Source organism: Streptomyces paromomycinus (assembly GCF_003865155.1).
GTDB classification, from domain to species: Bacteria; Actinomycetota; Actinomycetes; order Streptomycetales; family Streptomycetaceae; genus Streptomyces; species Streptomyces chrestomyceticus.
Map to the genome: position 1 here is coordinate 6,533,748 of NZ_BHZD01000001.1, position 26,162 is coordinate 6,559,909.

Here is a 26,162-nt window from a genome sequence, read left to right on the forward strand (position 1 = left end):
TCGTCGGGGCTCGGCCGAGGAAGCCCGTGAAGGCGGCCGCAGACACCCGCCACCAGCCCCCGCCCCGCCTCCGCCCCGTCCTGGAGACCCCCGCCCGCCGGGCCGCCGCCCGTTCCGCGGTCGGACGGCTCCCAGCGGGCCCGGCGGCCCCTGCGGTACCCTGACGCCATGCGTGCCGTACGCCTTCTGCTTAGCGGGCCGCGCTGATCAGTACCGACCGGTGAGCTTCCGGTCGGCATCGGCGCGGCGTCCCCTCCTGTGCGAGGGGTCTTTTTGTTTCCGCAAAAGTCGCACTTTTTCGCAGTAGCCGCAGGCAGAGACGACCGATGGAGCTTTGAGGACGATGACCGAGACGACTTCGGCTGCCGAGGTGGCAGCGCCGCACCGCTACACGGCAGCGCTGGCCGCCGACATCGAGGCGCGCTGGCAGGACTTCTGGGAGGCGGAGGGCACGTACGAGGCCCCGAACCCGAAGGGCGACCTGGCGGGCGACCCGGAGCTGGTGGCCAAGCCCAAGAAGTTCATCATGGACATGTTCCCGTACCCCTCGGGTGCGGGGCTGCACGTGGGCCACCCGCTCGGCTTCATCGCGACCGACGTGTACGGCCGCCACCTGCGCATGACCGGCCACAACGTGCTCCACACCCTGGGCTTCGACGCCTTCGGCCTGCCCGCCGAGCAGTACGCCGTGCAGACCGGCACGCACCCGCGCGTCTCCACCGAGGCCAACATCGTCAACATGCGGCGCCAGCTGCGCCGGCTGGGCCTGGGCCACGACCCGCGCCGCTCCGTCGAGACGATCGACCCGGACTACTACAAGTGGACGCAGTGGATCTTCGTCCAGGTCTTCAACTCCTGGTACGACGCCGACGCGAAGAAGGCGCGTCCCATCGCCGAGCTGGTGGCGCAGTTCGAGGCCGGAGAGCGTACGACGCCGGACGGGCGCCCCTGGAACGCGCTGAGCGCCGTCGAGCGCGCCGAGATCCTGGGCGAGTACCGCCTGGCGTACGCCTCGGACGCGCCGGTCAACTGGTGCCCCGGCCTGGGCACCGTGCTGGCCAACGAGGAGGTCACCGCCGAGGGCCGGTCCGAGCGCGGGAACTACCCGGTCTTCAAGGCCAAGCTGCGCCAGTGGAACATGCGCATCACCGCCTACGCGGACCGTCTGCTGGAGGACCTGGACGGGCTGGACTGGCCGGACGCCATCAAGCTGCAGCAGCGCAACTGGATCGGCCGGTCCGAGGGCGCGCGGGTGGACTTCCCCGTAGGGGACGAGAAGATCACCGTCTTCACCACCCGCCAGGACACCCTGTTCGGTGCCACCTACATGGTGCTGGCGCCCGAGCACGAGCTGGTCTCCGGCGAGCGCTCGATCGTCCCGGACGCCTGGCCCGAGGGCACCCACGAGGTCTGGACCGGCGGGTACGGCACCCCGGCCGAGGCCGTCGCCGCGTACCGCAAGCAGGCCGCGGCCAAGTCGGACGTCGAGCGGCAGGCCGAGGCCAAGGACAAGACCGGCGTCTTCACCGGCGCGTACGCGACCAACCCGGTCAGCGGCGAGCGCGTCCCGGTCTTCATCGCCGACTACGTGCTGATGGGCTACGGCACCGGCGCGATCATGGCCGTCCCGGCGCACGACAGCCGCGACTTCGCCTTCGCGCGCGCCTTCGAGCTGCCGATGCGCTGTGTCGTGGAGCCGTCGGACGGCCGTGACCAGGACCCCGCCACCTGGGACGAGGCCTTCGACTCGTACGAGGCGAAGATCGTCAACTCGGCGGGCGACGGCATCGCGCTGGACGGCCTGACCGTCCCGGACGCCAAGATCAAGATCACCGAGTGGCTGGCCGCCAACGGCATCGGCGAGGGCACCGTCAACTTCCGGCTGCGCGACTGGCTGTTCAGCCGCCAGCGCTACTGGGGCGAGCCCTTCCCGATCGTCTACGACGAGGACGGCGTCGCGCACGCGCTGCCCGAGTCGATGCTGCCGCTGCAGCTGCCCGAGGTCGACGACTACTCGCCGCGCACCTTCGACCCGGACGACGCCGACACCCAGCCCGAGACCCCGCTGTCCCGTAACGAGGACTGGGTCAACGTCGAGCTGGACCTGGGCGACGGCCCGAAGAAGTACCGCCGCGAGACCAACACCATGCCCAACTGGGCCGGTTCCTGCTGGTACGAGCTGCGCTACACCGACCCGCGCAACGACACCGCGCTGGTCGACCCGGAGGTCGAGCAGTACTGGATGGGCCCGCGCGACGGGCAGCCGCACGGCGGCGTCGACCTGTACGTGGGCGGCCAGGAGCACGCCGTACTGCACCTGCTGTACGCGCGGTTCTGGTCCAAGGTGCTGCACGACCTGGGGCACATCGCGTCCTCCGAGCCGTTCCACAAGCTGTACAACCAGGGCATGATCCAGGCGTTCGTCTACCGGGACAGCCGCGGTATCGCCGTACCCGCCGCCGAGGTGGAAGAGCGCGACGGCGCCTACTACTACCAGGGCGAGAAGGTCAGCCGCGTCCTGGGCAAGATGGGCAAGTCCCTGAAGAACGCCGTCACGCCCGACGAGATCTGCGAGGAGTACGGCGCGGACACCCTGCGCCTGTACGAGATGGCGATGGGCCCGCTGGACGTCTCGCGGCCGTGGGACACCCGCGCCGTGGTCGGCCAGTACCGCCTGCTGCAGCGGCTGTGGCGCAACGTCGTGGACGAGGCGACCGGCGAGGCCACCGTCGTCGACACCGAGCCGGACGAGGACACGCTGCGCGCGCTGCACAAGGCGATCGACGGCGTCGGCCAGGACCTGGCCAACCTCCGCTTCAACACCGCCATCGCCAAGGTGACGGAGCTGAACAACCACCTGACCAAGGCGGGCGGCCCGGTCGCGCGCTCGGTGGCCGAGCGCCTGGTGCTGCTGGTCGCCCCGCTGGCCCCGCACATCGCCGAGGAACTGTGGCGCAAGCTGGGCCACACCGACACGGTCGTCCACCAGGACTTCCCCGTCGCCGACCCGGCCTACGTGGTCGACGAGACCGTGACCTGCGTCGTGCAGATCAAGGGCAAGGTCAAGGCGCGCCTGGAGGTCTCGCCGGCCGTCTCGGACGCGGACCTGGAGGCGGCGGCGCTGGCGGACCCGGCGGTCGTGGCGGCGCTGGGCAGCGCGGGCATCCGCAAGGTGATCGTGCGGGCGCCGAAGCTGGTGAACATCGTCCCTGCGTGACGCGCTGATCCCGGCGCCGGGGCCCTTCGGGGGCGTGGCTAAGGGATGACCACTACGGGCAGGTTGGGGGTTCGAAGGGAACCCCCGGCCTGCCCGTGGCGTTTACGGTGGAAGAGCCGGGACCCCCGGCGCCGCCGTCCACCGTGCCGTTGCCATCGAGGAGAAATCATGGAAGCCGTCGCCGCGATCTTCGGGCTCCTCTTCCTGCTGCTCGTCGCGGCTGGTGTCTTCGTCACGGTCAAGGCCGTCAAGGCGGCCAAGCGCGGGGTGGACCGCGGGGTGGCACAGGCGCGCCGGACCGTCGAGGACACCACCCTCAGGGCCCGTCAGTTCACCCAGCCCGGCGTGGCCGGCGAGCTGGCCCAGCTGCGGCTGTCGCTGCGTACGTCCATGCGGGCCACCCAGGACGCGCTGCACACCGGCGCCGAGCGGGACACCTCGCTGACCGAGGCGCTGGGCCTCTTCGAGCGGCTCAGCGCCCACGGCCACGAGCTGGACGACGAGCTCAAGCGGCTGGAGCGGGAGCCCGACAAGGCCAGCATCGCCGCCCGGCTGCCCGAGCTGCGCGAGCGGCTGGAGCGCATCACGCACTCCGCGGAGTCGCTGCGCTGGGCCGCCCGGGACCGCGCACGGCAGTTCGCCGACGACGACCTCGCCGCGCTCGGCGAGCAGATCGACATGGAGGCCGGGGCGCTGCGGCACTGGTCGAAGGAGCCGCTGGAGGACCGCATCGAGGCGTCCGGGAGTGCGTCGGCGGCCGCCGGGGCCGGGGCGTCCGGGGCTGCTTCGGAAGGTTCGGCGGGGCGGAAGCCGTGGGGCTCCGCCGAGGACGGGACACCCGCCATCACGGCTCGGGATCCGCGTACGCAGCCCACGTACGCCTGGCAGAAGGCGCCGCGCACGGAGCGGACGACCTGAGGGCGACGGGGCGGCCGGCCGGGCAGGGAGCGCCGGTCGGGCAGACGGTCCGACATGAGCCGGGCGGTCTGATTCACCCCGGCCCGGGTGCGCAACCGGCAGCCGCTGCCGGGCGTCCTCCTCCGGGTCCGGCCGGTACCGGCCGATCTTGGTAGGGGCCCGCACTGTCGGCCTCCGTGATCCCCGGATAACCTCCCAGTCATGTCCCGCCATGTCGCGATCGTCACCGATTCAACGGCCTACCTGCCGCGGGCGGCACTGCAGCGCCACCGGATCACGGCGGTACCGCTCACCGTCGTCCTCGGTGACCAGGCCCTGGAGGAGGGCACCGAGATCTCGGCGAGATCGGTCGCCCAGGCCCTGCAGAAGCGCAAGTACGTGACGACATCGCGGCCGAGTCCCGAGGCCTTCGCGTCCACCTACCGGGCCATCGCCGAGGCGGGGGCCGAGAGCATCGTTTCGCTCCATCTGTCCTCGGAGTTCTCCGGCACGTACGACGCGGCGGTACTGGCGGCCGCTGAAGCCCCCGTACCGGTGCGGGTCGTCGACACCGGCATGGTCGCCATGGCACTCGGCTTCTGCGCCCTGGCGGCGGCCGAGGCCGCGGAGACCGGCGGCAGCCTGGACGAGGCGGTGGCCGCGGCCGAGAAGCGCGCCGAGCAGACGTCCGCCTACTTCTATGTCGACACCCTCGACTACCTGCGACGGGGCGGCCGGATCGGGGCGGCGCAGGCGCTCCTCGGCTCGGCCCTCGCGGTCAAGCCGCTGCTCCAGCTCGCCGAGGGGCGGATCGACCTGCTGGAGAAGGTGCGTACGGCGTCGAAGGCGATCGCCCGGCTGGAGGAGATCGCCGTGGAGCGGGCCGGGGAGGCGCAGGTGGACATCGCCGTGCACCATCTCGCGGCGGCCGAACGGGCGGACGCGCTCGCGGAACGGCTGCGGGAGCGGGTGCCGGGGCTGGCCGAGCTGCATGTGAGCGAGGTGGGAGCGGTGATCGGGGCACACACGGGGCCGGGGCTGCTGGGGGCGGTGGTCTCGCCGCGTTAGGGCGGACGGCCTCTTTCGTCGGCGCGGTTTACCCCCTTCGGGTGACGGGGTTATCCACAACGGGCCGGTTATCCCCGGGATTTGACGGGTCGCGGCGGGATCGGCGTGAAGTGTCTAACGTTCGTGGGCATGACGCAGCAATCACTCTCTGTAACCAGTTCCTTCGGTGGGTCGGCTATCGATCCTGGCTTGGGCTCCGATCCTGGCTCGGGCTCTGGTCCTGGCTCGGGCTCCGATCCTGGCTCGGGCTCTGGTCCTGGCCGGAGGCCCGGTCCCGGCCCGAAGTCAGGGCCTGGCTCGAAGTCCGGGCCGCGCGGGCGGACTGCCCGGCGTGCGGAGACCGCCGCGGTGGTACGTACGCGGGCCGCGGGTCTGTTCCGGGGCCCGCCCGGGGCGGTCCGGAGGGCGAGCCCCGCGGAATCGGGCGGCAGCCCACCGCCCTCGGGCAGCCCACCGTCTGCGGGCAGCCCACCCTCTGCCGGCGGCCTATCGGAGCCAGACGCGCCCGACACTCCCGGCGCTCCCGACACCCCAGCTGCGTCGGCTGCCTCAGCCGCTGACGCCCCGACCACTGACCGGACCCAAGCTGCCCGCGAAGGCGTCCCTCCCGACCGTGCCGCCCGGCTGGCACTCGCCGTGCGGGAGCGGCTGCCGCTGTGGGCGCAGTCGAGATGTGCGATCGCCCCGAAAGCGCTGACTGCCCTGATCGTGGTGTTCGCGGTGGCGGTGGCCTTCGCGGTCCTCCACTTCTGGACGGCCCGGCCCGAGCCTGTCCGCGTACCGTCCGCCGCCCGGGCCCCGGCGCTGCCGACTCCGGCCCCGGCGCCGCAGCCGCAGGTGGCGGCGCCGACACCGGGAGGCGTGCCGCCGACCGCCGCGGGGCGGCTTGTCGTGGTCGACGTGGCCGGGAAGGTGCACCGTCCCGGCATCCATCGCCTGCCGCAGGGAGCCCGGGTCGCCGACGCGTTGCGAGCGGCGGGCGGGGTGCTGGACGGTGCGAACACCCGAGGGCTGAACCGAGCGCGGCTGCTGGTCGACGGGGAGCAGATCGCCGTGGATGTCGCGGGGGCGGCGCCGGGTGCGGCAGGTCAGGGGGCAGGGGCGGGCTCTGGGGCGGCCGCGGGAGGCGGGGCCGGAGCGGCTGCCGGGGCGGGCACGGGCGGTGACGCGACGTCCGCAAGCGTCGGCGCGTCCGGTGGTACGGGCGCCGGAGGGGCTCCCGTCAGCCTGAACTCCGCGACCGCGGAGCAACTCGACGGCCTTCCCGGAGTCGGCCCCGTCCTGGCCCGGCACATCATCGAGTTCCGCACCGCGCACGGCGGTTTCACCTCCGTGGAACAGCTCCGCGAAGTGAACGGCATCGGCGACCGCCGCTTCGCCGACCTGCGGCCTCTGGTCCAGCCATGACCTCGTACCCCACCCCGCCGCCGCTCCCGCCGTCCCAGGCACCTCTGTCGCTCCGACCGCCCTCACCGCTCCGACCGCCCCCACCGCCCCAGCCCTCCGGCCCCCGCACCGCACCCGGCACCACCTCCGACCGAAGGATCGGCCGAACCACCGACCGGACCGCCGTCCACGCGGCGGCATCTTCCCCCTACGGCGCCGCCGACCCCCGCCGGCCGGACGAAGCCGTCGACCTACGACTGGCCGGGCCCGCGGCGGCCGCGTGGGGCGCGGCGGCATTGGCCCTGGGGTGGTCCGGCGGACCGGTGGCGGCGGCGTGTGCCGTGGCCGTGGCGCTGGCGGCGCTCATGGTCGTGGTCGCGGTCCGCCAGCCGCGAGGGCGCGCCACCGGGGCCTTGGTGACCCTCGCCGCGGTGCTGCTGGGCGCGGTCGCCGGAGCCGCGTCCGCCGCTCTGCACGCGGCGGACGTACGGCGCGGGCCGCTGCCGGAGCTGGCGCGCCGACACGCCCAGGTCACGGCCGAGGTGGAGTTGACCGGCGATCCGCGGCTGACCCGCCCACGGGTGAGCGGTGCCCGACAAGCGTCGCCCGCCGTCGTGTTCACCGCGGACGTCCTACGCGTCACCGCACCGGACGGTTCGGTGACCGCCACCCGCACCCCCGTCCTGGTCGTCGTGCACCGCACGAAGCACCTCGCCGACTGGCAGCGCCTCCTGCCCTCGACCCGCGTCCGCGTCGCGGCCCGCGCGGCACCGCCCCTCCAGCCGTCCGACCGGGCCGCAGCCGCCCTACGGGTCACCACCGGTCCAGGGCCGCTCGTGGTGGGTGCCCCCGACGCCTTGCAACGGCTCGCCGGTGGTCTGCGGGCCGGACTCCGGGAAGCCAGTGACGACCTGAGCCCCGACGCCCGCGCCCTCCTGCCGGGCCTGGTGGTCGGTGACACCGCGCGGGTTCCGCCCGACCTCGACGACGCCTTCCGCACCACCGACCTGACCCATCTGCTCGCCGTCTCCGGCAGCAACCTGACCATCTTGCTCGTCCTGCTCATCGGCCCACCCCACCTCGCCGTACGGGCCGAACGCCGTGGCCTGGCACCGCTCCTGGGCCTGTCGCTGCGCACCACCGCCGTCATCGGCGGCTCGATCGCCCTGGCCTTCGTGATCGTCTGCCGCCCCGACCCCAGCGTGCTGCGCGCCGCCGCCTGCGGACTGATCACCCTGCTCGCGATCGGGACGGGACGCCGCCGTTCGCTCGTCCCCGCGCTCGCCGCCGCCGTCCTGGTGCTCGTGCTCTACGACCCCTGGCTTTCCCGCAGTTACGGCTTCCTGCTGTCCGTACTGGCCACCGGCGCCCTGCTCACCCTCGCCCCTCGCTGGAGCGCGGCGCTGCAACGCCGCCGGGTGCCGCCCCGCCTCGCCGAGGTGCTCGCCGCGGCGGCCGCGGCACAGGCGGTCTGCGCACCCGTCGTCGTGGTGCTCGCCGCACGCGTCGGTCTCGTCGCCGTCCCCTGCAACCTGCTGGCCGAACTCGCCGTCGCCCCGGCCACCGTCCTGGGGTTCGCGGCGCTCGCCACCGCACCGTTCGCGCCGCCCCTGGCCCAGGCCCTGGCCTGGTGCGCGAGCTGGCCGACCGAGTGGATCGCCGGTGTGGCCCGTACGGGGGCGGGCCTGCCCGGGGCGGAGGTGGACTGGCCGGGAGGGTGGGGCGGCGCGCTGCTGCTGGCTGTCGTGACGATGGTGTTCGTCCTGGCGGGGCGGCGGTTGTCACGTCGGCCCTGGCTGTGCGTCCTCGGTGTCCTGGCACTGCTCGTCGCGGTGCTGCGGCCGGTCCCGGTCACCCGCGTCATCACCGGCTGGCCGCCTCCGGGCTGGCGAGCGGTGGCCTGTGACGTGGGGCAGGGCGACGGTCTGGTCTTCGCGGCGGGGGAGGGCACCGCCCTGGTCGTGGACACCGGCCCGGAGCCGGACGCCATCGACCGGTGCCTGACCGACCTGGGCGTACGCCGCATCGCCCTGCTCGTCCTCACCCACTTCCACGCCGACCACGTCAGCGGACTGCCCGGCGCCTTGCGCGGGCGCTCGGTCGGCGCCATCGAGACCACGACCCTGCCCGAGCCGCCCGGCCAGGCCGCCTTCGTACACCGCACCGCGGCGGCCGCAGGCGTGCCGGTGATCGGTTCCACACCGGGGGAGCGGCGCAGCCTCGGCCCGCTCAGATGGGAGGTCCTGTGGCCACCCGGCGCCGGCCCGGGCCACCCCTTCGCCGCGCCCGCCTCACGTGCTGTCGAAGGCCCCAACGACGCCAGCGTCACGCTGCTGTTGCGTACGGCCGGGCTGAACTTCCTCCTCCTCGGCGACCTCGAACCGGTCTCGCAGCAAGCGTTGTCGGCCGTGCGCCCCGACCTGGGCGCCGTGGACGTCCTCAAGGTCGCGCACCACGGCTCCGGGTACCAGGACCCGCAGCTGATACGCCGCTTGGCGCCGCGTGTCGCGCTGATCAGCTGCGGCGCCGGCAACCCGTACGGCCATCCGGCGCCCCGCACCGTCCAGTCGCTGCGCCTTCAAGGAGCACGGGTGCTGCGTACGGACACCGACGGCGCCATCGCGGTACTGGGCGGCGCGGGCCGGCTGACCACCACCGTCAGGGGCCGCAGGCGGAGCCCGGCGCGCTCGCCAGGTCGGCGCAGGGCACGTGCTTGTACTTGCGCAGGATGTTCTTCGCCGTGTCGGAGTCCATGAACGCCCGGAACTTCGCGGCGAGCGAGCCCGCCTCGGGCTGCCCGTACGTGTAGAGGTACTCCACCGTCCAGAAGGGATAGCTGTGCTGACCGGCCCATTCGATGTCAGGTTCCCGCCCGTTCAGCCGGACGCGGGTCACCCGGGGGTTCTTGGCCGCCGCGTACACCTCCGCGTACCCGATCGCGCCCGGCACGCGGCCGACCGTCTCCAGAAGGCTGCCGGTGCTGTTCACCTCGCAGCGCGTGACGCGGGCCGCCGCGTCACGGTCCTTGCCGCTGCAGTCGTACGACGACACCGTGCCCGGCTCCGGGCCGCGCAGCACGGTCGTCTCGAACGCCCGCCGGGTGCCGGACGCCGCGTCCCGGCCGACGATGCGGACCGGCAGGTCGCTGCCGCCGAGCTGCTTCCAGTTGGTGTACCGGCCGTCGTAGACGCCGCGCAGCTGCTCGGAGGTGAGGTTGCCGACGCCGGTCCGGCCGTTGACGACCATGCCGAGCAGAACGATGCCGATCCGTCGGCCCGCCAGTTCCCGGTAGACGGCCGGCGCGGCGACGTCCGACGCGGCCAGGAACGCGGGCCCGCCGGCCGGCGCGGACCTCCCCGCCCGGTTCAGCCGTCCCAGCCCGGACAGGCTGCCGCTCTCCACCACGTCGATCTCGGCGCCCCGGCAGCGTGCCGCGTACTGCCGGGCGATTTCCCGCATCGGCGGTGCGAAGGCGCTGGAGCCGTCGACGGTCAGCCGCCCGGTGGCGCACTCCGCGCTCGCCACCACCGTGGGCCCGTTGAGCAGCAGCCCGGCCAGCAGGCCGACCAGGATGATGCAGACGCCGCCCAGCCCGAGGCTCAGTTTGCGCGGCCCCCAGCGCTGCGCGTTGCGCCGGATCCGCCCGCCGCTGATGAATCCGCCGACGACGACCTCGCCCGGCCGGCCGCCGTCCGCGCCCCCGGCACGGCCGCGGTGTGCCCCGCCCGCGTCCCCGTCCCCGCTCCCGTCTCCGGCCTCCGCCGACAACAGCACCAGCAGCTTGAAGTGGTTGCGCTTGTTCAGCGGCACCTTGGGTATGGAGAGCCGGCCGCCGTCGTGCCGCAGGCCGCCCCCGTTGCGGGTGAGCATCCCGACCAGGTCCGGCGGGTTGGCGTCCGGCACCTCCACCCCGATGACCGTGCGCCCGGTGAACTCCACCGTCAGCGGCTCCTGGTAGTCCTGCCGCACGATGTCCTTGCCGCCGTCGTTCTCGAACCGCAGCAGCGCCAGGGTGGCGTCGGTGATCTCCTGGTCCTGCCTGAGCAGCCGCAACTGCACCAGGCTGTGGGCGTCCCGCGGGTTCATACCGATCGCGGTGTCCATCTGGACGCGGTAGCCGATGCGCTTGCGGCCCGGCAGGTACCGCTCGACGGCCCAGAGCGCGGCCGTGGCGACGAGCCCCGCCGCGGCGAGGAGCGTCTCGGTGTCCGGCAGGGTCACGACTACCTCGCACAGCTGATCGGGTGGCGGAATGCCTGCAATGTAGGGACACGGCAGGCGGCCCGGTTCGGCTTCGGCATCCCGTCACCAGAGGTTCATCCGTTGTCCGCGCGGCCGGTGACGGCAGGGGACCTGGCGCATCCGGCCGCCCCGTTAATCAGGACCTGTAAACTCCAGAAATATGAGGATGAGCGAGGGCGTCGAATGGGCCCTGCACTGCTGTGTGACCCTGGCCTCGCTCGACGACGCGCGTCCCGTGTCGACAGCCCGGCTCGCCGCCTCCTTCGATCTGCCCCAGGCGTATCTGAACAAGCGCCTCCAGTCCCTGGTCCGGGCCGGCGTCCTGACCTCGACACCGGGCGCCCGCGGCGGGTTCCGGCTGGCCAGGCCGCCCGAGCAGATCTCCCTGATGGATGTCGTGGCCGCCATCGAGGGCACCGACGACGTCTTCCGGTGCACCGAGATCCGCCGCCAGGGCCCCGGCTCCGGAGCGCCCGACCGGGACTTCCGCCGCCCCTGCGGCATCTCCACCGCGATGCGCAGGGCGGAGCTGGCCTGGCGCCGCGAACTGGCCAAGCAGACCGTCGCCGACCTCCTGGCCGGCGTCCCCGGACCGGCCGCGGAGCGCACCCGCCGCTGGTTCGCGACCGAGAGGACGAGCACCTGATGGACTCCCCGCAGACCCGGTCCGCGTCCCAGCCCGCCCCGCCGAGCCCGCCGGCCTTCCAGCAGCCGACACCTCGGCAACCGCCGGTGTCCCCGGCTTCGGCTCAGCCGGCATCCCCGGCCCCGGAAGCATCTCCGGCACCGGCTCCGGCGGCACCCACGGGCCGGGAGGCACCCACGGCTCCGGCGGCATCCCCGGGCCGGGAGGCACCCACGGCTCCGGAGGAAACCCCGACCCCGGCCCCGGCGGTATCCCCGGCGGACGGCGGGAAGCCGGCCGGCCGCCCCTCGGACGCCGCGCGGATGCGGGCCGAGCCGCTCGACCCGGCACGTACCGACGCCTACCTGCGGCGTATCGGGGCCGACCGGCCGGCGGTGCCCGACGCCGGAGCGCTGCACGACCTGCACCTGCGGCACCTGCGGACCGTCCCCTTCGAGAACCTCTCCGTCCATCTCGCCGAGGACGTGGCTCTGGAGTACAAGCCGCTGGTGGACAAGGTCGTCGGTGCCTGGCGCGGCGGCTTCTGCTACGAACTCAACGGCGCCTTCGCTGCTCTGCTCCGCGCCCTCGGCTACCGCGTCGAACTGCTCGCCGCCCGGGTCTTCGGCCCGGAAGGTCCCGGCATCCCGTACGACCACCTCGCGCTGCGCGTCCACACCGCTGACGGAGAGGGCGGGCCGTGGCTCGCCGACATCGGCTTCGGCAGGAACAGCCAGTACCCGCTGCGCCTGGACAGCCGCGAGCAGCAGCCCGACCCCGCCGGACTGTTCCGCATCGAGGAGACCGCCGACGGTGACCTCGACGTCCTGCGGGACGGCGTGCCCCAGTACCGGCTGGAACAGCGGCCGCGTGCCCTGGCCGACTTCGTGGCGGGCTGCTGGTACCACCGCACCTCGCCGGATTCGCCCTTCACCCGGTCACTGGTCTGCTCCCGGCTGACGGAGACCGGCCGCGTCACCCTCTCCGGCCGTACGCTCGTGATCACCGACGCCGACGGCGGCCGGGACGAGCGCGAACTGTCCGAAGCCGAGGTGCTCCCCGCCTACCGCACCCACTTCGGCATCACGCTGGGCCGGATACCGGAGCTGCGCGGCTGACGGCGGCCTGCTGACGCGTTCCTGCCGGGCAGGCCGCCGACACCTTCTTGACCGGCGGGCCGCCGACGTGCGCCTGTCCGGGGGCCGCTGACGCACTCCTGTCCGGCGGGCCGCTGACGTGCGCCTGTCCGGGGGCCGCTGAGGTGCGCCTGCCCGGCGGGCGGCTGACGGGTCACTCGGCCTCCAGCCAGCCCTCGTACTCGTCCGCCAAGGCGTCCAGCTTCGCCGGGTCGTGGATCCCCGTGGGATCTTCGACGACCACCAGCCATTGGGCGTCCTCGGCGTCGTCCTCGCCCGCCAGGGCGTCCCGGACGAGCTGGGGTTCCTCCGTGACGCCGAAGCGCTCGGCCAGCGCTTCGGCGACCTCCTCGGCGGAGTCGCGGTCGGGCAGCACCAGAACATGTCGTACATCGCTCACCCGGTCATTGTCCCGGTCGCCGTCCGGCAGCGCGGGCCGGGCGCCGGACACCGCTGTCGGTGGGGCGTGGGATGCTGGAGCGCGATGGCCAGGAAAGCAGCAAACGACGACCCGCTCACCCCGCTCACCCTCGCCGTGGGCCAGGAGGATCTGCTCCTGGACCGCGCCGTGCAGCAGGTGGTGGCCGCGGCCCGCGCCGCCGACGCGGACACCGATGTGCGCGACCTCGCGCCCGACCAGCTCCAGCCGGGCACGCTCGCCGAGCTGACCAGCCCCTCGCTGTTCGCCGAGCGCAAGGTCGTGGTGGTCCGCAATTCCCAGGATTTGTCCGCCGACTCGGTCAAGGACGTCAAGAAGTACCTCGGTTCCCCGGCCGAGGAGATCACCCTCGTGCTGCTGCACGCCGGCGGCGCCAAGGGCAAGGGCCTGCTGGACGCCGCCCGCAAGGCCGGAGCGCGGGAGGTCGCCTGCGCCAAGATGACCAAGCCCGCCGACCGCCTCGCCTTCGTGCGCGGCGAGTTCCGTACGGCGGGCCGGTCCGCCACCCCGGAGGCGTGCCAGGCGCTGGTGGACGCGATCGGCAGTGATCTGCGCGAACTGGCCTCCGCCTGTTCGCAGCTGGTCGCCGACATCGAGGGCACCATCGACGACGCCATCGTGGCCCGCTACTACCGCGGCCGTGCCGAGGCGTCCAGCTTCACCGTCGCGGACCGTGCCGTGGAGGGCCGGGCCGCCGAGGCGCTGGAGGCGCTGCGCTGGGCCATGTCGACGGGTGTCGCTCCCGTCATGATCAACAGCGCGCTCGCCCAGGGCGTCCGCGCCATCGGCAAGCTGGCCTCCGCCCCGCGCGGCGCCCGCCCCGGCGACCTCGCCCGCGAGCTGGGCATGCCCCCCTGGAAGATCGACCGAGTGCGGCAGCAGATGCGCGGCTGGTCGGCGGACGGCGTGGCGACGGCGCTGCGTGCGGTGGCCGAGGCCGACGCCGGCGTCAAGGGCGGCGGTGACGACCCCGAGTACGCACTGGAGAAGGCCGTCGTCACCATCGCCCGCGCGGCCCGCTCCCGCTGACCGCCGGAGGAGCCACCGGAGCAGGGCCGGGAGCAGGGGCCCGGCCTCAGCTCCGCAGTTTCCGGAGCGTCTCCGCCGCGCTCGCCTTGAGCAGCCCCGTGACCTGCTCGGTCGTCGGCGGCTTCGCCGAGCTGCTGCGGGAGGTGTAGCTCGACCAGGTGAGCTGATAGGTCGCCCAGCCGTCGCGGACCCCGAGGATCACGTACGAGCCGCTGCTGTTGTCGGACCGGCTGACGAGATACGCCTCGTCCCCGATGCCCGGTACCGGGGTGACCTGGTACGAGACCGAGCTGCGCTGGCTCCCGTACGCGCGGTAGCTGTCCGCGAACTCGGCCGACGGGTCGGTCTTCCTGTGCAGGGTGGCGCTGCTGTAGATCCAGGTCGAGGAGTAGTCGTTGCTGTCCGCGCCGGACGGCTTCAGCTCGGCGTTGCACCACATCGAGTCCATCGCGCCCTGCTGGACGCCGCTGTACTGCGGATTCTGCGTGCTGCTGCCGGAGGAGCCCGAGGACGAGGTGCTCCCGGCCGGTTTGATCTTGTAGTTCGCGCTCTCGAACGGCGTGAACGCGGTGCGGTTGCACAGGTCGGACGTGTACGAGTAGCCCGCCAGGTCGGGATTGGGCCGCGCGTCCCCGAAGGCACCGACGGCGAAGAGGATCGCCCCGCCCATCGCCGACGCGGCGACCGCCCCGCCGAGCGCCCACAGCCAGTGCTGGACACCTCCGCCGCCGGTACCGCCCGCGCCGGGCCCGGGTTCGGGCCCTTGGGCGTACGGATTGTGCTGCGGCATCCCGGGCCCGTACGGCCCTGGTCCTACCCCTGGTGCCGGGCCCGCTCCTGCCTCTGGCCCGGGTCCCATCCCTCCCTGCCCCGGCCCCAGCCCCGGCTGAGAGGGAACGGACGACTGTGGCTGCGCGTAGGGATGATGCTGGTCCCCCGGAATCGACATGCGCGGCAGCGTAGCGGAACGGAACCGGCCGCATGGCCGTAATCGTGACCTGGACCACATCCGCCCCGCGGCCGCCCCGCATCCGCCCCGCGGCCGCCCCGCATCCGCCCCGCGGCCGTCCCGCACCCACTCCGCGCCCGCCCCGCACCCACCTCGTGCCCGCCCTGCACCCGCCCCGCACTCACTCCGCGCACGCCCCGCACCCACCCCCGCGCCCGCTCCGCCCCACGACAAAGGACCCCGCACCGCCCTGGGGAAGGGCGACCGCGAGGTCCTTCGTCTCAAGCTGTGTGTGCGCCGCACCCGCGTGGCGAACGCAGGCCGTGTGCGGCGCGGTGGTGCACCGGAAGGAGCGGAGAGAGGGGCCGCTGGGCCCTTACCGGCAGTGGTGAAGCGTCGAGAACAGGTCAGGCCTGGAGGGCCGCGACCTTCTTGGCCAGCGCCGACTTCTTGTTGGCGGCGGCGTTCTTGTGGATGACACCCTTGCTGACGGCCTTGTCCAGCTTCTTGGCGGCCTCGGCCTGGGCGGTGGCGGCCTTCTGCAGGTCACCGGCCTCCACGGCCTCACGGGTGCGACGGATCGCGGTACGCAGCGAGGACTTGACAGCCTTGTTGCGCTGACGAGCCTTCTCGTTGGTCTTGATCCGCTTCATCTGGGACTTGATGTTCGCCACGAAAGAGCCTTTTCAGGTTCGTTGGAATTTCGTATTGCGCCTCGTACGAGAGAGGGCACAAAGCGCAGTGGACCAGGCTACCAGCAGCTTCCGCGGCCTCCCAAACCGGACCAGGACCGCCGCGCATGGGACCATGGGGGGACGAAAAACAACCGAGTCCCGCCTACCCGCGTTCTCTGAATGGACCCTGCGTGCCCGCGACCCCTACGAACGTGCCGGAGCCGAGCCGTACCGACCCGGCTCTCATCCGTAACTTTTGCATCATCGCGCACATCGACCACGGCAAGTCCACGCTTGCCGACCGGATGCTCCAGCTGACCGGCGTCGTCGAGCAGCGGCAGATGCGCGCGCAGTATCTCGACCGCATGGACATCGAGCGCGAGCGCGGCATCACGATCAAGTCCCAGGCGGTCCGGCTGCCCTGGGCCCGCACCGACGAGGACAGTGGCGCGACCCACATCCTCAACATGATCGACACCCCGGGCCACGTGGACTTCACGTACGAGGTCTCGCGCTCCCTCGCCGCGTGCGAGGGCTGCATCCTCCTGGTGGACGCCGCCCAGGGCATCGAGGCGCAGACCCTCGCCAACCTGTACCTGGCGATGGAGCACGACCTCCAGATCATTCCGGTGCTGAACAAGATCGACCTGCCGGCCGCGCAGCCCGAGAAGTTCGCCAAGGAGCTGGCCAACCTCGTCGGCTGCGAGCCCGAGGACGTGCTGAAGGTCTCCGCGAAGACCGGTGAGGGCGTCGCCGAGCTGCTCGACAAGGTCGTCCGTGACGTGCCGGCCCCGGTCGGCGTCAAGGACGCGCCCGCCCGCGCGATGATCTTCGACTCGGTCTACGACGCGTACCGCGGCGTCGTGACGTACGTGAAGGTCGTCGACGGCACGCTCAGCAAGCGCGAGCGCATCAGGATGATGTCCACCGGCGCCGCCCACGAGCTGCTGGAGATCGGCACGAACTCGCCCGAGATGACGGCCGCCGACGGCCTGTCCGTGGGCGAGGTCGGTTACCTGATCACTGGTGTGAAGGACGTCCGCCAGTCCAAGGTCGGCGACACGATCACCCAGCTCAGCAAGGGTGCCGAGCAGCCGCTGGGCGGCTACAAGGACCCCAAGCCGATGGTCTTCTCCGGCCTGTACCCGCTCGACGGCTCCGACTACCCGGAGCTGCGCGACGCCCTGGACAAGCTCCAGCTCAACGACGCCGCGCTGGTCTACGAGCCGGAGACCTCCGCGGCCCTCGGCTTCGGCTTCCGCGTCGGCTTCCTGGGCCTGCTGCACCTGGAGGTCATCCGCGAGCGCCTGGAGCGCGAGTTCGGCCTCGACCTGATCGCCACCGCCCCCAACGTGGTCTACCGCGTGGACATGGAGGACGGCGCCGAGCACGAGGTCACCAACCCCAGCGAGTTCCCGACCGGCAAGATCGACAAGGTGCACGAGCCGGTCGTACGGGCCACGATCCTGGCGCCCAGCGAGTTCATCGGCGCGATCATGGAGCTGTGCCAGAACCGCCGCGGCAACCTGCTCGGCATGGACTACCTCTCCGAGGACCGGGTCGAGATCCGCTACACCCTCCCGCTCGCCGAGGTCGTCTTCGACTTCTTCGACCAGCTCAAGTCCAAGACCCGCGGCTACGCCTCGCTGGACTACGAGCCCACCGGCGAGCAGGCCGCCGACCTGGTCAAGGTCGACATCCTGCTGCACGGTGACAAGGTCGACGCGTTCTCCGCGATCTGCCACAAGGACAAGGCGTACGCGTACGGCGTACGGCTGGTCGCCAAGCTGCGCGAGCTGATCCCGCGGCAGAGCTTCGAGGTGCCGATCCAGGCCGCCATCGGCAGCCGGGTCATCGCCCGTGAGACGGTCCGCGCGATCCGCAAGGACGTGCTCGCCAAGTGCTACGGCGGTGACATCTCCCGTAAGCGGAAGCTGCTGGAGAAGCAGAAGGAAGGCAAGAAGCGGATGAAGATGGTCGGCAGCGTGGAGGTCCCTCAGGAGGCCTTCATCGCCGTGCTGTCCTCCGACTCCGACGGCGACTCCAAGGGCAAGAAGTAGCCGCGTAGGCGGGTGGCCCGGGCCCACGGCCCGGCGCGCCCGCCGCCCGGCCGCCCCGCAGCCCCTCCGTTCAGCCCCCGGCCGCTTCCGGCCGGGGGCTGAGTGCTGTCGCGGAACGGGCGTCCGGTCCGTACGGCATCCGGGCGGTCGGCGGGGAAAACGGCGGCCAGGCGGTTTCCGGGACGTGCCGGACGCCGTTGTGGTGGGTGGCAGCGGATCCGGGCGGCCCAGGGCGTCCGGGCGGCATGAGTGCCGTGCTCCCGAGGAGGCCGCGCCGGAAAGGGACAGGAATGAAGTACACCAAGGCCGCCGCGCTGCTGGCCGGGGCCGCGCTGTCCGTGGGCGTCGCCGCGCCCGCCTTCGCCGACCAGACGGGGGCGGACAAGTTCAAGAGCGGTGTCAGCGGGACGGTCGGCGGTGCGCAGCGGGCCGTCACCCACGTCGGTGACGGCCTGAAGAAGGTCAACGGCACGCTGCGGGGTGACGAGAAGCTCGGCCACATGGTCGGCGACTCGGCCTCGTCGAACGCGCCCAGCGCCGACGGTATCGGCATCCAGGCCGCTTCGCTCCGCCGCTGATCAGCCGTCTGCCGCCCGCGCGCCCCGCGTCCGTGGTCCGCGTCCGCAGCTCGCGTTCGTGGTCCGCGCCCGCCGCCCGGCGAAGGCCTGTCCGGAACGCTCCGCCCCTGACGGTCCGCCTCTCGGCCTTCGCTGGTGTCGGTTCGGCTCCTGGCCTTCGCTGGTGTCGGTTCGGCTCCTGGCCTTCGCCGGTGTCGGTCCGCCTCCCGGCCTCCGCCAGTGCCGGACCGGCTCCCGGCCTTCGCCGGTGCGGGTCCGGCTCCTGGCCTTCGCCGGTGCGGGCCCGCCTCCCGGCCTCCGCCGGTGCCGGACCGGCTCCCGGCCTCCGCCGACCGCTCCCCACCCCCACCCCCACCCCCGCCCGGCGCGCGGGCGACGGCGCACCTCCACGTCACACGATCGGCTGACGCCGGGCCGCGCGAACGGCGTATGCCACGTCACAACCGGCGGGCCGCGCGAGCCCGATGACCTCGCTCACACGGCGGTCCGCCTCCCGTCCGTACCGGTGGGCGCCCTCGCGCGTACCGGTCGGCCGCACCGTCCGCGCCGCAAGCGGCGGACATCAGAGCTGGTCAGGGGCGTATACCTCCGCCGCGGCAGCCCGCCGCGGACCCGCCACACACTCGGTCCGGCCGAAACGTGTACCGGACACCCACCGCGTTGGTCCCCTCCTGAACCAGTCCGCCGCAGCCCCTTACGCCATGGCGCGACGCGCTCTAGTCTGATCACTGCTCGAAGGTTACTCGCGAGTCACCAGCAACGTAGCGGGCCCCGGAGGATGCCGTGACGGACACCCAGACGCTGATCGAGAACCGGCCACCTTCCGTGGCGACCCTCTTCCTGGAGCGTGTCGCGGCAACCCCCGACCACGAGGCGTACCGCTATCCGGTGCCGTCCGCCGCGGGCCGGGGGCCCGACGACTGGAAGGTGCTGAGCTGGGCCGAGGCCGCCCAGCGGGTGTACGCGGTGGCCGCCGGCCTGATCTCGCTGGGCGTCCGGGCCGAGGAGCGGGTGGCACTCGCCGCCAGTACCCGCGTCGAGTGGATCCTCACCGACCTCGGCGTGCTGTGTTCCGGCGCGGCCACCACCACCGTCTACCCCAGCACCAACGCGGACGAGTCGGCGTACATCCTCGCCGACTCCGGCAGCCGGGTGCTGATCGCCGAAGACGCGGGGCAGCTCGCCAAGGCCCGCGAGAAGCGCGCCGACCTGCCGGAACTGGCCCATGTCGTGGTGATCGAGGAAGCCGACGCCCAGTCCGCCGAGGGCGACCCGGAGGACTGGGTGCTCTCCCTAGCCGAGCTGGAGCGGCGCGGCGCCGCCCACCTGGAGAAGAACCCGGACTGCGTACGGGAGCAGATCGCGGCGCTGCGCGCGGACCAGCTCGCGACCCTGATCTACACCTCGGGCACCACCGGCCGCCCCAAGGGCGTACGGCTGCCGCACGACTGCTGGTCGTACATGGCGCGGGCGATCCAGGCCACCGGCCTGGTCACCGAGGACGACGTGCAGTACCTCTGGCTGCCGCTGGCGCACGTCTTCGGGAAGGTGCTGACCGCGGGACAGATCTCCGTCGGGCACGTGATCGCGGTGGACGGCCGGGTGGACAAGATCATCGAGAATCTGCCGGTGGTGCAGCCCACCTACATGGCCGCGGTGCCGCGGATCTTCGAGAAGGTCTACAACGGCGTGGTGTCCAAGGCCCGGGAGGGCGGCGCCGCCAAGTACAAGATCTTCCAGTGGGCGGCAGGCGTGGCACGGGAGTACGCCAAGGCCTCGCAGGAGAACTTCCGCCGCACCGGCAACGCCTCCGTCCCCTTCGCCCTCGGCGCCAAGCACAAGATCGCCGACGCGCTCGTCTACGCCAAGCTGCGCGAAGCCTTCGGCGGCCGGCTGCGCGCCGCGGTCTCCGGCTCCGCGGCCCTCGCCCCCGAGATCGGCTACTTCTTCGCCGGCGCCGGCATCCACATCCTGGAGGGGTACGGACTCACCGAGTCCAGCGCGGCCAGCTTCGTGAACCCCGGTGAGGCGTACCGCACCGGCACGGTCGGCAAGCCGCTGCCCGGCACGGAGGTGCGGATCGCCGAGGACGGCGAGGTGCTGCTGCGCGGGCCCGGCATCATGGAGGGCTACCACGGGCTGCCGGAGAAGACGGCCGAGGTGCTGGAGTCGGACGGCTGGTTCCACACCGGCGACATCGGCGAGCTGTCCCCGGACGGCTATCTGCGGATCACCGACCGCAAGAAGGACCTGATCAAGACCTCCGGCGGCAAGTACATCGCGCCGGCCGAGGTCGAGGGGCAGTTCAAGGCGGCCTGCCCGTTCGTCTCCAACGTGCTGGTGCACGGCGCGAACCGGAACTTCTGCACCGCGCTGATCGCCCTCGACGAGCCCACGATCATGGGTTGGGCCGCCGAGCACGGCCTCAAGGGCAGGCCGTACGCCGAGGTCGTGGGCGCGGCGCAGACCCGCGAGCTGATCGAGGGCTACGTCGAGCGGGTCAACGAGGGGCTCCAGCGCTGGCAGCAGATCCGCAAGTTCCGGCTGCTGCCGCGGGACCTGGACATCGAGCACGGCGAGGTGACGCCCAGCCTCAAGGTCAAGCGGCCGGTGGTGGAACGGGCCTTCAAGGACCTGCTGGAGGAGATGTACGAGGGCGCCCGCGAGGCGTGACGGCCGCGCCCGAGGGGACAAGCGTCGGCCCTCGGTGCGGCATGGCGGCAGGCCCCCGACGGCGGCGGCCGCGCCGACTCCGGGCGGTACGAACACCGGTACCCACCGGTGCCCGTACCGCTTGGAGTCCGTACGAACGCCAGGTCCCGAGTCCCGAACCCTGCCCTGGAAGCCCTGAGCCCCGAACCGCCCGCCTCCTCGACCCGCCCGCCTCCTCGACCCGCCCGGCCTCCTCGACCCGCCCGGCCTCCCGCCCGCTACTGCCCCCGCCGCAGCGCCCGCACCGATTCGCCCATCCGCGCCACGCTCTCGCTCAGCTCACGTTCACCGGGGACGGAACTGCCGGAGAGATGACGCTCGATCTCGGAGATACGGTCCGCCAACTCGCCCATCCGGGCGTGGTCCTGCTTTATGAGTCGTCGCAACTGCCGGTTCTTGCGGTGCAGGTCGAGAAAGACGTTCACCTTGGCGCGGAGCACCCATGGATCGAAGGGTTTGGTGAGGTAGTCGGCGGCGCCCGTCGAATAGCCGCGGAAGGCGAATCCGGAGTCGCTGTCCGTCCCGGTCAGAAAGATGATCGGGATGTCCTTCGTCTGGTCGAGACGTTTGATGTTGGAGGCGGTCTCGAATCCGTCCATGCCGGGCATGAGGATGTCCAGCAGGACGACCGCGAATTCCTGCCGGAGCAGTGCCTTCATGGCTTCCTCGCCGGACCGGGCCCGGACCAGCGGCTCGCCGAGCGAGCCCAGGACCGCTTCGAGCGCGGCGAGGTTGTCCTCCATGTCGTCGACGAGAAGGATGCCCGCCCGGTCGTCGGTTCCGGCGCCGGCGCCGGTGTCGGGTGCATGGGTCATGATGGGCCTTCGGTGCCTTGGGACCTCGGAGAGGTCGCGTCGGGGTCGTGCTTGCCTGATTCACCGCCCGGGGCCGGGGTGCCGGAGCCGTGCCGGGACAGCAGATCGACGGCCACCGCCAGCAGGCGGTCCACGTCGACGGGTTTCGGGACGTATTCGTTGGCTCCGCTCTCCAGGGATTTCTCACGGTCGCCGGGCATCGCTTTCGCAGTGAGCACGATGACGGGCAGCTCCGCGAAGCGTGGCGTACGCCGGATCGCGCGAATGGTTTCGTAACCGTCCATCTCCGGCATCATGATGTCCATCAGGACCAGGTTGACACCGGGATTCTTCTCCAGCATCTCGATGCCCTCCCGGCCGTGTTCGGCGTAGAGGACCCGCATGCCGACCCGGCTCAGCACATTCGTGAGCGCGAAGACATTGCGGATGTCGTCGTCGACGACCAGCACCTGGCAGCCGGACAGCAGCGGGCCCGAGGGCCCGGTCACCCAGTCCTCCAGCCGGGTGGTGGTCGGCCACGGCGTCTCGTCGCGCGGGGCGGGCGGCCCCGAGCGCGGATGGTGCCGCGGCGTCTTCGCCAGTTGCAGCGCACCGTCGGCGCGCTGTTCACCGCTGTCCAGGCCGTCCAGCGGCTCGGCGTAGCCGGGGCAGTCGACGGGGACGTGCAGGGTGAAGACGCTGCCGACGCCGGGGCGGCTGCTCGCGGTGATCCGGCCGCCGAGCAGCCCCGCGATCTCCCGGCTGATCGACAGGCCCAGGCCCGTACCGCCGTACTTGCGGTTGGTGGTGCCGTCCGCCTGCTGGAACGCCTCGAAGATGACCGGCAGCTTCTCCGGCGCGATACCGATGCCGGTGTCCGTGACGGTGAAGGCGACGGTGCCGTCCCCGGAGCGGTCCACCCGTAGGTCGATCTTGCCGGCGGCGGTGAACTTCACCGCGTTGGACAGCAGGTTGCGCAACACCTGCTGGAGGCGCTGTTCGTCGGAGAACAGCTCCTTGGGCACGTTCTCGCTCACCGACACCTCGAAGGCCAGCCCCCGGTCGAGGGTCATCGGCCGGAACGTGTCGTGGACGTAGTTGAGCAGTTTGATCAGCGGCAGCCGCTTGGGCCGTACGTCCATCCGGCCCGCCTCGATCTTCGACAGGTCGAGGATGTCGTTGATGAGCTGGAGCAGGTCGGACCCGGACCGGTGGATGGTGATCGCGAACTGCACCTCCTGCTCGTTCAGGTGCCCGTCCGGGTTGTCGGCGAGCAGCCGGGCGAGGATGAGCAGCGAGTTCAGCGGGTTGCGCAGCTCGTGCGACATGTTCGCCAGGAACTCGGACTTGTACTGGGACGAGCTGGCCAGCAGCGCCGCCTTCTCCTCCAGTTCCTCGTTCGACCGCTGGAGCTCCGCCTGCCGCCGCTGGAGCTCGTCGGTACGTTCCTGGAGCTGGCGGGCCAGCCGCTGCGACTCGCCGAGCAGGGATTCGGTACGGGAGTTGGCGACGATGGTGTTGATGGCCACACCGATGGTGTTCACGAACTGGTCGAAGAAGGCCAGGTGCACGTCGGAGAAGCGGGAGAAGGACGCCAGCTCGATGACGCCCAGCGTCTGGTCCTCGAACAGCACCGGGATGATGACGACGGTCGCCGGGTTGGCCTCGCCCAGCCCCGAATTGATCTTGATGTAGTCCGGCGGGGCGTCCTCCACCAGGATGCGCTTCTTCTCCAGGGCCGCCTGGCGCACCAGGCCGTGATCCATGGAGCCCGGCGTGTCGATCGTGGTGTCCAGGGACGAGCCGTACCCGGCGATGAAGGCCATCTGGAGGTCGTCGCGGTCGGTGTCGGCCAGGAAGAAGGCGCCGTACTGGGCGTTCACCAGCGGCGTCAGCTCCCGCAGGATCAGGTCGGCGACCTCCATCAGGTCCCGGTGGCCCTGCATCAGCCCCGCCAGCCGCGCGAGGTTCGACTCCAGCCAGTCCTTGGCGCGGGTGGTCTCGCGGAGATTGGAGACCATCAGGTTGATGTTGTCGCGCAGCTCCGCGACCTCGCCCTGGGTCTCCACGGTCACGTTACGGGTCATGTCGCCGGCCGCCACCGCCGAGGCCACCTCGGCGATGGCCCGTACCTGGGTGGTGAGGTTCGACGCCAGTTCGTTGACGTTCGTCGTCAGCCGCTTCCAGGTGCCGTACACGCCTTCGACCCGGGCCTGGCCGCCCAGCTGCCCCTCGCTGCCCACCTCGCGGGCGACCCGGGTGACTTCGGACGCGAACGACGACAGGGTGTCGACCATCGTGTTGAGCGTGGTCTTCAGCTCCAGGATCTCGCCGCGCGCGTCCACGTCGATCTTCTTCGACAGGTCGCCCTGGGCGACCGCGGTGGCCACCAGCGCGATGTTGCGCACCTGCGTGGTCAGGTTGGACGCCATGAAGTTGACGTTGTCCGTCAGGTCCTTCCACACCCCGGACGCGCCCCGGACCTGCGCCCGGCCGCCCAGGTTGCCTTCGGTGCCGACCTCCCGCGCCACCCGTGTGACCTCGTCGGCGAACGCCCGCAGCTGCTCCACCATCGAGTTGACGGTGTCCTTCAGCTCCAGGATCTCGCCGCGCGCGTCGACCGTGATCTTCTTCGACAGGTCGCCGTCGGCCACCGCCGTGGTCACCTGTGCGATGTTGCGCACCTGGGAGGTGAGGTTGGACGCCATGAAGTTGACGTTGTCCGTCAGGTCCTTCCAGACGCCCGAGGCACCGCGCACCTGCGCCTGACCGCCGAGATTGCCTTCGGTGCCGACCTCGCGGGCGACGCGGGTGACCTCGTCGGCGAAGGCGGAGAGCTGGTCGACCATCGTGTTGATCGTCGACTTCACCTCCAGGATCTCGCCCTTCGCCTCGACCGTGATCTTCCGGCCCAGGTCGCCCTCCGCGACCGCCGTCGCCACCAGGGCGATGTTGCGGACCTGGGAGGTGAGGTTGTCGGCCATGAAGTTGACGTTGTCGGTGAGGTCCTTCCAGACGCCCGACACGCCGCGTACGTGTGCCCGGCCGCCGAGCCGCCCTTCGGTGCCGACCTCGCGGGCGACGCGGGTGACCTCGTCGGCGAAGGCGGAGAGCTGGTCGACCATCGTGTTGACGGTCAGCTTCAGCTGGAGGATCTCGCCGCGCGCGTCCACGGTGATCTTCTGGCTGAGGTCGCCGTTGGCCACCGCCGTGGTCACCTGGGCGATGTTGCGTACCTGGCTGGTCAGGTTGGACGCCATGAAGTTGACGTTGTCGGTGAGGTCCTTCCAGACGCCCGACACGCCCCGTACCTGCGCCCGGCCGCCCAGCTGCCCTTCGGTGCCGACCTCGCGGGCGACGCGGGTGACCTCGTCGGCGAAGGCGGAGAGCTGGTCGACCATCGTGTTGACGGTCAGCTTCAGCTCCAGCAGCTCGCCCGCCGCCTCGACCGTCACCTGCCGGGTCAGGTCGCCGCGCGCCACCGCCGTCGTCACCAGCGCGATGTCCCGCACCTGGGCGGTCAGCCTGGCCGCCATCGTGTTGACCGCCTCGGTCACGTCACGCCAGCTCCCGGACAGCCCCGCCACCTTCGCCCGCCCGCCGAGCCGGCCCTCCGTGCCGGACTCGCGGGCCACCCGGGTCACCTCGCCGGTGAACAGCGACAGCTGGTCGACCATGCGGTTCACCGCCCGGCCCAGCCGCCGGCGGTCGCCGCGCAGCGGGCGGTTGCCGTCGTGCAGGTCCACCCGGAGGGTCAGGTCGCCGCCCGCCACCGCGTCCAGCACCTGGGTCGCCTGGGTGGTCGGGATGACCAGGGCGTCGATGATGGCGTTGGCGGCCTGTACGGAGGTGGCCCAGGTGCCGGGACCCGGGCTGGCGGACATCCGTTCGTCCAGCCGGCCCTGGCGCACGACCTCCGACCGCAGGCGTAACAACTCGTCGGACAGGTGCTGGTTGCGGGAAGCTATCTGGTTGAAGACCGCGGACAGTTCGGCCAGCAGCCCCTCCTGGGCCACCGGCAGCCGCGTACGGAAGTCGCCGGCCGCCATCGACGTCAGCGCGGTCAGCAGCGGTCTGAGATCGGCGGCACGCACGACGTCACCACCGGGATCGAGGGACACTCGGGGCACTGCCGAATCGACCGCCATGTCTCCCCACTTCAGTAACTCGGTGCTTATGGGTGCGCTCAGTCTGTCACTCTGGGAGTGGCGTATTCGGCGCTATTGCGGAACTGCTCGGGAGTTGCTCAATGAGGACGACAACTTCGTCAGACAGGGACGCCCCGGCCCGGGGCGCCGCGGTGGCCCGGGCGGCGGTCCGCCCCGGCCGCGGCGGCCCCGGCAGGGCGGCTCCCGG

The 26,162-nt window shown here is 71.9% G+C and carries 17 protein-coding genes; 11 read left to right on the forward strand and 6 right to left on the reverse strand.

What is annotated here, in order from left to right:
* Positions 1-343: 343 nt before the first annotated feature.
* The 5 genes from leuS to OEIGOIKO_RS28000 all read left to right on the forward strand — a co-directional run bounded on the left by leuS (position 344) and on the right by OEIGOIKO_RS28000 (position 9,324).
* Complete coding sequence (gene leuS, locus OEIGOIKO_RS27980) at positions 344-3,217, forward strand: leucine--tRNA ligase (protein WP_125056308.1); 2,874 nt, start codon at positions 344-346, stop codon at positions 3,215-3,217.
* A 168-nt stretch (positions 3,218-3,385) separates the two neighbouring features.
* Complete coding sequence (locus OEIGOIKO_RS27985) at positions 3,386-4,135, forward strand: hypothetical protein (protein ID WP_125056309.1); 750 nt, start codon at positions 3,386-3,388, stop codon at positions 4,133-4,135.
* 201 nt (positions 4,136-4,336) lie between these two features.
* Positions 4,337-5,182, forward strand: coding sequence for a DegV family protein (locus OEIGOIKO_RS27990; RefSeq protein WP_125056310.1), 846 nt, complete (start codon positions 4,337-4,339; stop codon positions 5,180-5,182).
* 636 nt (positions 5,183-5,818) lie between these two features.
* A complete protein-coding gene (locus tag OEIGOIKO_RS43790; RefSeq protein WP_307721248.1) occupies positions 5,819-6,589 on the forward strand; it encodes a ComEA family DNA-binding protein in 771 nt (256 codons plus the stop codon).
* Complete coding sequence (locus tag OEIGOIKO_RS28000) at positions 6,586-9,324, forward strand: ComEC/Rec2 family competence protein (RefSeq protein WP_125056312.1); 2,739 nt, start codon at positions 6,586-6,588, stop codon at positions 9,322-9,324. The genes OEIGOIKO_RS43790 and OEIGOIKO_RS28000 overlap by 4 nt, the downstream gene beginning before the upstream one ends.
* Here the strand turns inward: OEIGOIKO_RS28000 and OEIGOIKO_RS28005 are convergent.
* Complete coding sequence (locus OEIGOIKO_RS28005) at positions 9,227-10,789, reverse strand: substrate-binding domain-containing protein (RefSeq protein WP_125056313.1); 1,563 nt, start codon at positions 10,787-10,789, stop codon at positions 9,227-9,229. The genes OEIGOIKO_RS28000 and OEIGOIKO_RS28005 overlap by 98 nt on opposite strands.
* 181 nt (positions 10,790-10,970) lie before the next feature.
* Here OEIGOIKO_RS28005 and OEIGOIKO_RS28010 point away from each other — a divergent pair, with 181 nt between their 5' ends.
* Both OEIGOIKO_RS28010 and OEIGOIKO_RS28015 read left to right on the forward strand, forming a co-directional pair.
* Positions 10,971-11,456 (forward strand): RrF2 family transcriptional regulator, encoded by a 486-nt coding sequence (locus OEIGOIKO_RS28010; protein ID WP_125056314.1) that lies wholly within the window; start codon positions 10,971-10,973, stop codon positions 11,454-11,456.
* A 302-nt stretch (positions 11,457-11,758) separates the two neighbouring features.
* A complete protein-coding gene (locus OEIGOIKO_RS28015; protein ID WP_125056315.1) occupies positions 11,759-12,553 on the forward strand; it encodes an arylamine N-acetyltransferase family protein in 795 nt (264 codons plus the stop codon).
* A gap of 172 nt (positions 12,554-12,725) precedes the next feature.
* Here OEIGOIKO_RS28015 and OEIGOIKO_RS28020 read toward each other — a convergent pair whose 3' ends face one another.
* Positions 12,726-12,971: a hypothetical protein gene (locus OEIGOIKO_RS28020; RefSeq protein ID WP_125056316.1), complete on the reverse strand. Its 246-nt coding sequence runs from the start codon at positions 12,969-12,971 to the stop codon at positions 12,726-12,728.
* Positions 12,972-13,055: 84 nt separating this feature from the next.
* Between OEIGOIKO_RS28020 and holA the strand changes: the two genes are divergently transcribed.
* Positions 13,056-14,039, forward strand: coding sequence for a DNA polymerase III subunit delta (gene holA / locus OEIGOIKO_RS28025; RefSeq protein ID WP_125056317.1), 984 nt, complete (start codon positions 13,056-13,058; stop codon positions 14,037-14,039).
* Between the two features lie 46 nt (positions 14,040-14,085).
* Here the strand turns inward: holA and OEIGOIKO_RS28030 are convergent, their stop codons facing one another.
* On the reverse strand, positions 14,086-14,829 hold the full coding sequence (locus tag OEIGOIKO_RS28030) for a hypothetical protein (protein WP_125056318.1): 744 nt from the start codon (positions 14,827-14,829) through the stop codon (positions 14,086-14,088).
* A 566-nt stretch (positions 14,830-15,395) separates the two neighbouring features.
* A complete protein-coding gene (gene rpsT, locus OEIGOIKO_RS28035; RefSeq protein ID WP_125056319.1) occupies positions 15,396-15,662 on the reverse strand; it encodes a 30S ribosomal protein S20 in 267 nt (88 codons plus the stop codon).
* A 191-nt stretch (positions 15,663-15,853) separates the two neighbouring features.
* On the opposite strand from rpsT, the gene lepA reads away from it, so the two are divergent.
* From lepA to OEIGOIKO_RS28050, 3 genes are all read left to right on the forward strand, one after another.
* Positions 15,854-17,722 (forward strand): translation elongation factor 4, encoded by a 1,869-nt coding sequence (lepA, locus tag OEIGOIKO_RS28040; protein ID WP_125056320.1) that lies wholly within the window; start codon positions 15,854-15,856, stop codon positions 17,720-17,722.
* Between the two features lie 290 nt (positions 17,723-18,012).
* Positions 18,013-18,300, forward strand: a complete 288-nt coding sequence (locus OEIGOIKO_RS28045) for a hypothetical protein (RefSeq protein ID WP_125056321.1) — start codon at positions 18,013-18,015, stop codon at positions 18,298-18,300.
* A 783-nt stretch (positions 18,301-19,083) separates the two neighbouring features.
* A complete protein-coding gene (locus OEIGOIKO_RS28050; RefSeq protein ID WP_125056322.1) occupies positions 19,084-20,973 on the forward strand; it encodes an AMP-dependent synthetase/ligase in 1,890 nt (629 codons plus the stop codon).
* 257 nt (positions 20,974-21,230) lie between these two features.
* On the opposite strand, the gene OEIGOIKO_RS28055 is transcribed toward OEIGOIKO_RS28050, so the two are convergent.
* Together OEIGOIKO_RS28055 and OEIGOIKO_RS28060 are read right to left on the reverse strand one after the other, a co-directional pair.
* Entirely contained in the window at positions 21,231-21,827 is a 597-nt protein-coding gene (locus OEIGOIKO_RS28055) for a response regulator (RefSeq protein ID WP_125056323.1), read from the reverse strand.
* Positions 21,824-25,954: a HAMP domain-containing protein gene (locus OEIGOIKO_RS28060; protein ID WP_174857229.1), complete on the reverse strand. Its 4,131-nt coding sequence runs from the start codon at positions 25,952-25,954 to the stop codon at positions 21,824-21,826. The genes OEIGOIKO_RS28055 and OEIGOIKO_RS28060 overlap by 4 nt, the downstream gene beginning before the upstream one ends.
* Positions 25,955-26,162: the final 208 nt, after the last annotated feature.